Origin of the sequence: Micromonospora sp. LOL_013, from assembly GCF_048060315.1 — a bacterium.
Classification (GTDB): domain Bacteria; phylum Actinomycetota; class Actinomycetes; order Mycobacteriales; family Micromonosporaceae; genus Micromonospora_E.
Genome location: NZ_JBHMIQ010000035.1, coordinates 69,061 through 75,060, shown reverse-complemented (window position 1 = coordinate 75,060; position 6,000 = coordinate 69,061). Strand labels below are relative to the sequence as shown.

Here is a 6,000-nt window from a genome sequence, read left to right as displayed (position 1 = left end):
ACTGTCACGCTCCGTTCCGTGGGAGCCCGGAGGTGAGATCCCTCCGGGCGACCCGACCCTGGGTGTAGGCCCAGCCGGCCGTCACTGAGGCCCACGGGCACGGCAAAGTCGGAGAGTGTGCGGCTGAGGACTCCGCGTTGAGGTCCGGAGTGGATTTGACGAAACGGGCACGGCTCCGGTGATCTCGAGGTTGTCTACGCCTTCGGATCACCTTGTGGAGTACCGTGCCCGCGCCTGCATCATTGCTGACCAGCGCTGTTCAAGGCCAGTCGGATGAGAGGACACGGCCTGTCCTGTTGGGCCGTGACGGGCAGGAAAGCCTGGTGGCGGCGTTGTCGCGGGTTCCCGATCCGCGAGACGCGCGGGGTGTCCGGCATCGGCTTCCGACGGTGGTCGGGTTGGCCCTCGCCGCGGTCCTGGCCGGAAGTGCGTCGGTGTACGCGGTCGGGCAGTGGATCGCCGGATGTTCGCAGAAGACGTTGAGGCGTTCGGTGCCCGGGTGGACCCGGTGACCGGCCGGTACGTCGGCCCGGACGAGAAGACGGTGCGGGGTTGTGTGCCCGACTCGACGGTGACGCGTTGGACGCCGCCGTGGGCCGCTGGCCAGCGACACCGCCGCGCCAGCGCGCGGGACCGTCACCGGCCACGGTTGCCGCAGGTCGCGGTGGACGGCAAGACCAGCCGGGGCGCGCGGACCCGCGACCGGGCGGCGCCGCATCTGCTGGCCGCGCTCACCTGCGCCGGGGTGGTCCTCGCCCAGTGTCAGGTCCCGGGCAGGAGCAACGGGATCGCCGCGTTCACCGGGCTGTTGACGCCGTTGGACCTCGCTGATCACGTGGTGACCGCCGACGCGATGCAGACGCAGCGCAAGCATGCCCGCTGGCTGCGGGAGGTCAAGGAGGCGCATTTCGTGTTCCCGGTGCTCGACAACCAGCCGACCCTGTTCGACCGGCTCGACGCGCTGGACTGGGCCGGGGTGCCGGTCACCGGGCGCAGTGTGGATGACGACCGGGGCCGCCACGAGGTACGTACCGTCCAGGTCATGCCCGCCCCGCCGGATCTGAACTTTCCGCACGTCGCGCAGGTGTTCCTGATCGAGCGCGCCGTCACCGTGAAGGGCCGTACCAGCTACCAGGCGATGCTGTATGTCACCAGCCTCACCGCCGGACAGGACGACGCCGCTGATCTGCTGGCCTACGTCCGTCAGCACTGGGGAATCGAGGTCCTCCACTGGGTGAGGGATGTGACCTTCCGGGAGGACGCTTCCCGGATCCGTACCGGCAACGCGCCGCGCGTCATGGCGACCCTACGGAACGTGTCGGTCAGCCTCCTGGGAATCCACGACACCACCAACATCGCCGCCGCCCTGCGCTACAACGCCCGCAACAACAGCCGAATCCTCAAACTCCTACAGCTCCAACCAGCCTAAACACCAACCCGGCCGACTTTGCCGTGCCCGTGTCACTGAGGCCTCAGACCAGTAGCCGGCGCTGGCGTACCTCGTTTGCGTCTGGCTGGCCATGGCTGCGGTGGAGCTGTGGTAGTTCAGGTTGTGCTTGTAGTTGGAGTAGCACCTCTTTAGGGCGCCGTCAGCCGAGGTGCCGTGGCACCAGTCGCCGCCTCCGGCGCTTTCGCAGGCCTGGATGGAAATTCCACCGTTCGACTCGGCTCCGCCGCCAGAGGCGGCCTGAGCCCCGTCAGCAGTCCCCGCGATTACGAGGAAGGCCATCGAGACGCCGGCAGCCAACCGCGATGCTCGAACCTTGAGGGGTGTGCTAATTGTGGACATCGTCAACTTTCCTCCCGTGTTTGACGACCTCGGCCCGAATTACTAAACCCTGTTATACAGATTGTCAGATGTAAATGCACGAGTCAGGTGGTTTTGTTGGGATTGTAGGGTCGTGGTTGGTAATCATTTTTCGTTGACTGACTTTGTCCGCCTAGTCGCTGCAGCCGTCATGTGAGCAGTTGCTGTCCTACCGTCGTTCTGCAGGAGATAGCGACGGCCGTTTAGGATCGTGGATCATGGTGTGAGTCCGAGGATGGCGAACGGTCTGGCCGATCATTCGAATCGGGTGACTGTGAGTCCGGTCTTTTTGCGCGCCGTGCGGAAAGTGCCAACCGCGGCAGCCGCAGCGAGCAGGAGGCTGGCAGCCAACGCATGGTAGTAGGATGCCTCGGGCCAGGAGATCGTGCGGTTGCCTTCGGTGAGTCCGGCCAGGATCGACCATGCGACAAGGAATCCAAGGCCGATACAGAGGGCGAAGACCGTTGCCAGTGGCAGTGCGGCCTCGGCCAGGACGATGCGGCGCACTGTCGACACCGGCATTCCCATGAGGCGAAGCAGGCCCAGCACGCGTTTGCGGTCGAGGATGGCGGCGATGGTGGAAACTGCTAGCGACACCGCAGAGATCAGGGTCGCCACCAGGATGCCGAGATTGGCCAGACTTGCGTAGCGATTGGCCCACGTCTGTAGGGTTGACGACGCCTGTTCGGAACGGGTGCTGGGCGGCAGCGATAGCTTCACACCGCTGAGCAGAATGGCGGTGCGAGCGCGTTCGATCGTGCTGGTCGTGCCGTCGGTGGCGACCAGTAGTGCCGCCGGCGCGGTGCCGGGCGAGGTTCCTGGTGCCACCTGCGGCGTGCCGCCGTTGAGGTAATCGGAATGAACGTGGACATACCTGGCGCCTTCAGGCACCGGCAGCCCCAACGCGGCGGCGTCGGACGCGGTGACAATGATGCCCTCATCAGGATGGTAGTAAGCGACCACCGCCCCGGTGACACCGGTGACTTGGGCAACCTGGGAAGCCGCTGCCGTCGAGGACTTCGCGGAGTCCGGCGGGCCGCCCAGGCGAGCTACCACGGTGGTCAGCGGCAGCAAGCCGGGGCCGTCACCAGGCGCCGATTCGGCTGCCACGGCGGTGATGGCCGCCGAGAACACCGACACCATGAAGACTGCGGCGACCAATCCGCTGACAGCCCGGAAGGTGGCCCGCGGGTGCTGGCGGATGCGGTTCATCGCGATGACACCGGCGGGGCTACGCGCCGCGCTGGCCCCGAGGCGGGCCACCCAGAAGGTGAGTACCGGCCCCGAGGTAATCAGCCCGATCGAGATCAGGATGAACCCCATGATGAGGATGATGTCTGTCGCCGGCAGCGGTGAGTGTATCAGCGCCGCGACGGTGGCGCTGAGCATTGTGACAATGCCGGCGAAAAGTGGCAGCACGCCCAGCACGCTGGGGCGCCGCTCAGACTGTTCGCGGGTCACCCCGAGCGGACCGATCCCGGCCGACGCCGTGCGCCACCATGCCACCGCGGTGGACACCGCTACCACACCGGCCACGACCACGATCACCGTTACCGGTGCCACCGTCAGGTCGGCGTGGAAGAAGCGGCCGTCGCCCACCCGCATCTGTGCGGCGACCGGAATGAGCAGCCACGCCAGGATCGCGCCCGCGATGGCGCCGACAAGACTGGTCGCCCCGATCTCCGCCGCAGCGATGTCGGCGACCCGGCGCGGTGTCGCTCCGATGAGGCGCAGTGCGGCGAAACGTTCGGCGCGCGCCGCAGCGCCGAGCCGGGTAACAATTCCCACCAGTACCAGCACCGGAAGCAGGATGGCGATGGCGCCGATGATGGCCACTGTGCGATAGCCGATGCTGGGAAACGCCGACCCGCCGAACCGCTCGACCGCCCACACACCGATGGTGGCATCGCTTGAATAGCTGGCCGCCCGGCCGGGGTCGAGGTCGCCGGCTGCCAAGCCGACCACGACCACCAGCGAGTCGGGGCTGGCTAGCGCGGTATCGGCAATGACGCCTGCCCGAGTACCGTAGCGGGCGCCCAGCTGGTCGGCCGGGTGTGCGTCGATGAGCGCTATCAACGCAGGTGACGCGTAGTAGGTGCCGATCGCGGGTGGGTGACCGATGCCGGGTACGACCACCGCCGAGCTCGGCGTGGAGGCGATGTCCACCCTGGAAATCGTGCGGCCTGCGAAATAGTCAGAGACAGTCGAGGCGAGAGCCCGGCTGTCGGTCAGCGGCTCGGCAGCCGGATCGTTGACCTGATCGGTCACGCCATAGGTCAGCGTGGTCCAAGTGGATCGCTCGGTCCGGGTGGCCAGGCCGTTGTAGGCACCCCACAGCAACAGCAGGAGCAGGACGCCGACGGCGACGCCACCGGCCATGCCAAGCAAGCGCCCCCACGACCCCCGGCCTCCGGCGGTGACGAGCCTTGCCAGCGAGAACAGACTCATCCGTACGGCCCTCCGACGGTGATCTGTCCATCTCGCACAGCCAGCTCACGGTTGGCGTAGGCCGCCGTCCGAGGATCGTGGGTGATGAGCACGACTGTGGTGCCCGCCGCCCGTGCCGTCTCGGTGAGGGCGAGCATGACGGCCTCTGCCGAGAGCGAGTCGAGCGACCCGGTGGGCTCATCGGCGAACAGTAGGGAAGGCTCGGTGACGAGCGCCCGCGCCACAGCAGCACGCTGGGCCTGGCCACCGGACATCTGAGCAGGCAGCTTGCGGGAATGCTCGGTGAGCCCGAGCCGGTCGAGCCAGGTGGCGGCGCGCCGCAGCGCCTCACGCCTGCCGACGCCGGCCAGCAGGAGCGGGATCGTGACATTGTCTATTGCGGACAAATCGGGCAAGAGCTGTCCGTATTGAAAGACAAAGCCAAACTCGGCCAGGCGAAGCCTCGAACGACCCGCCTCGCCGAGCGCGTTGACTCTAGTTTCCCCATAGTCAACAACTCCTTCGTCTGGCACCAGGACGCCGGCCAGCACGTGCAGCAGCGTTGACTTGCCCGATCCGGAGGGGCCGGTAATCGCGACGATCTCTCCGGCGTGGATGTCCAGGTCGACGCCGCGCAGCGCCTGGGTCAGCCCGAACGTCATGCGCAGCCCGCGGGCTCTCAGCAGGACAGGCCCGACACCAGGCACCCGCGATGGCGTGCTGACGACCTCGACCTCGCTCACTTCTTCACCTCTGCTCGCAGTTGGGTAAGGCGCGCGGCGGTCAGATCGATCCAGCGTAAGTCCGCCTCGATATGGAACAACGCGTGGTCGCAGGCGAGCACGACCGCCAGGTCGGCCTTCTTTTTCTCGTTGGTCAGCTGGCGCATTCGGGCCATGTGCTGCGCCCGCTGCAGGTCCAGCAGACGACCCGCGTCGTCACCTAGCAGCAGCGCTATGATCGTCTTGGCAAAAAGGTTGCTCTGCAGGCGTTCTGATGGAACGTCGGGAGTGAACATCCATTCCATCACCCGGGCTCGACCAGCCGCCGTGATCTCGTAGCGCTTGCGCTCGGGCCCGGAACCCGCTTCCTCGCCGACGGCCACGATCCAGCCCTTGCCGATCAGCCGCGCCAGGGTCGTGTAGACCTGGCCGAACGCCAGAGGTTTCTTCAGTCCGAACCAGCGGTCGTAGCGGTTCTTCAGGTCATAGCCGTAGCTCGGGCTCATCCCGAGTAGGCCGAGTATGGCGGTTGTGTTGTCCACACCAAGTGACTATACAGCCCGTATCTACACGGACAACCTATCGCGTGCCGTTGGTACGCCGCGAAGGGGGCACCATGATCAGGGAGAGCCCGTACACCAGGCGAATCAGCCGTGACGTCGACCGCGGCGCTCACATCGCACGGCGTGTCGCCGTGGCGACTGGACCTGACCCACGTTGACCGACATCCCAGATCAGAGGGGCTGCGCGATCCTCGGGAGGATGTTCATCATGGAAGGGAGGGCCTGAAGAGGTGGCGGCCCGGGCCCTGAGCTGTCGGGCTTGACCGCAGTGGGCTGCGGCCGGTCGCTGGGACGCGCGCATCGCAATCGAAAGCCGAGCAACTCGTCGGGAGTGTTGACCCCCGGGCGCAGCTTCCCGGATCTCCCGTCCAGTGTCCCTGGGCAGGGGTTGCCGGACCCCTGGGTCCGGATGCCGGCCTCAGGTGCGGACCTCGGACCTCGGATCACGGATCACGGGGGTGGGATCCGGGCGTCCGTCCTG

At 66.7% G+C, this 6,000-nt stretch carries 6 protein-coding genes; 2 read left to right on the top strand and 4 right to left on the bottom strand.

Features of this window, described 5'->3' with window-relative positions:
- Positions 1 to 224 precede the first annotated feature (224 nt).
- Both ACFHWS_RS22045 and ACFHWS_RS22040 read left to right on the top strand, forming a co-directional pair.
- A complete protein-coding gene (locus tag ACFHWS_RS22045) occupies positions 225 to 512 on the top strand; it encodes a transposase family protein (RefSeq protein WP_416568926.1) in 288 nt (95 codons plus the stop codon).
- On the top strand, positions 464 to 1,429 hold the full coding sequence (locus tag ACFHWS_RS22040) for an ISAs1 family transposase (protein WP_416568925.1): 966 nt from the start codon (positions 464 to 466) through the stop codon (positions 1,427 to 1,429). The genes ACFHWS_RS22045 and ACFHWS_RS22040 overlap by 49 nt, the downstream gene beginning before the upstream one ends.
- Here ACFHWS_RS22040 and ACFHWS_RS22035 read toward each other — a convergent pair.
- The 4 genes from ACFHWS_RS22035 to ACFHWS_RS22020 form a co-directional block, all read right to left on the bottom strand.
- Complete coding sequence (locus tag ACFHWS_RS22035) at positions 1,409 to 1,729, bottom strand: lactococcin 972 family bacteriocin (protein ID WP_416568930.1); 321 nt, start codon at positions 1,727 to 1,729, stop codon at positions 1,409 to 1,411. The genes ACFHWS_RS22040 and ACFHWS_RS22035 overlap by 21 nt on opposite strands.
- A 333-nt stretch (positions 1,730 to 2,062) precedes the next feature.
- Entirely contained in the window at positions 2,063 to 4,255 is a 2,193-nt protein-coding gene (locus ACFHWS_RS22030) for an FtsX-like permease family protein (RefSeq protein ID WP_416568924.1), read from the bottom strand.
- Complete coding sequence (locus ACFHWS_RS22025) at positions 4,252 to 4,896, bottom strand: ABC transporter ATP-binding protein (protein ID WP_416568929.1); 645 nt, start codon at positions 4,894 to 4,896, stop codon at positions 4,252 to 4,254. The genes ACFHWS_RS22030 and ACFHWS_RS22025 overlap by 4 nt, the downstream gene beginning before the upstream one ends.
- Before the next feature lie 77 nt (positions 4,897 to 4,973).
- Positions 4,974 to 5,498: a PadR family transcriptional regulator gene (locus ACFHWS_RS22020; protein WP_416553529.1), complete on the bottom strand. Its 525-nt coding sequence runs from the start codon at positions 5,496 to 5,498 to the stop codon at positions 4,974 to 4,976.
- Positions 5,499 to 6,000 lie beyond the last annotated feature (502 nt).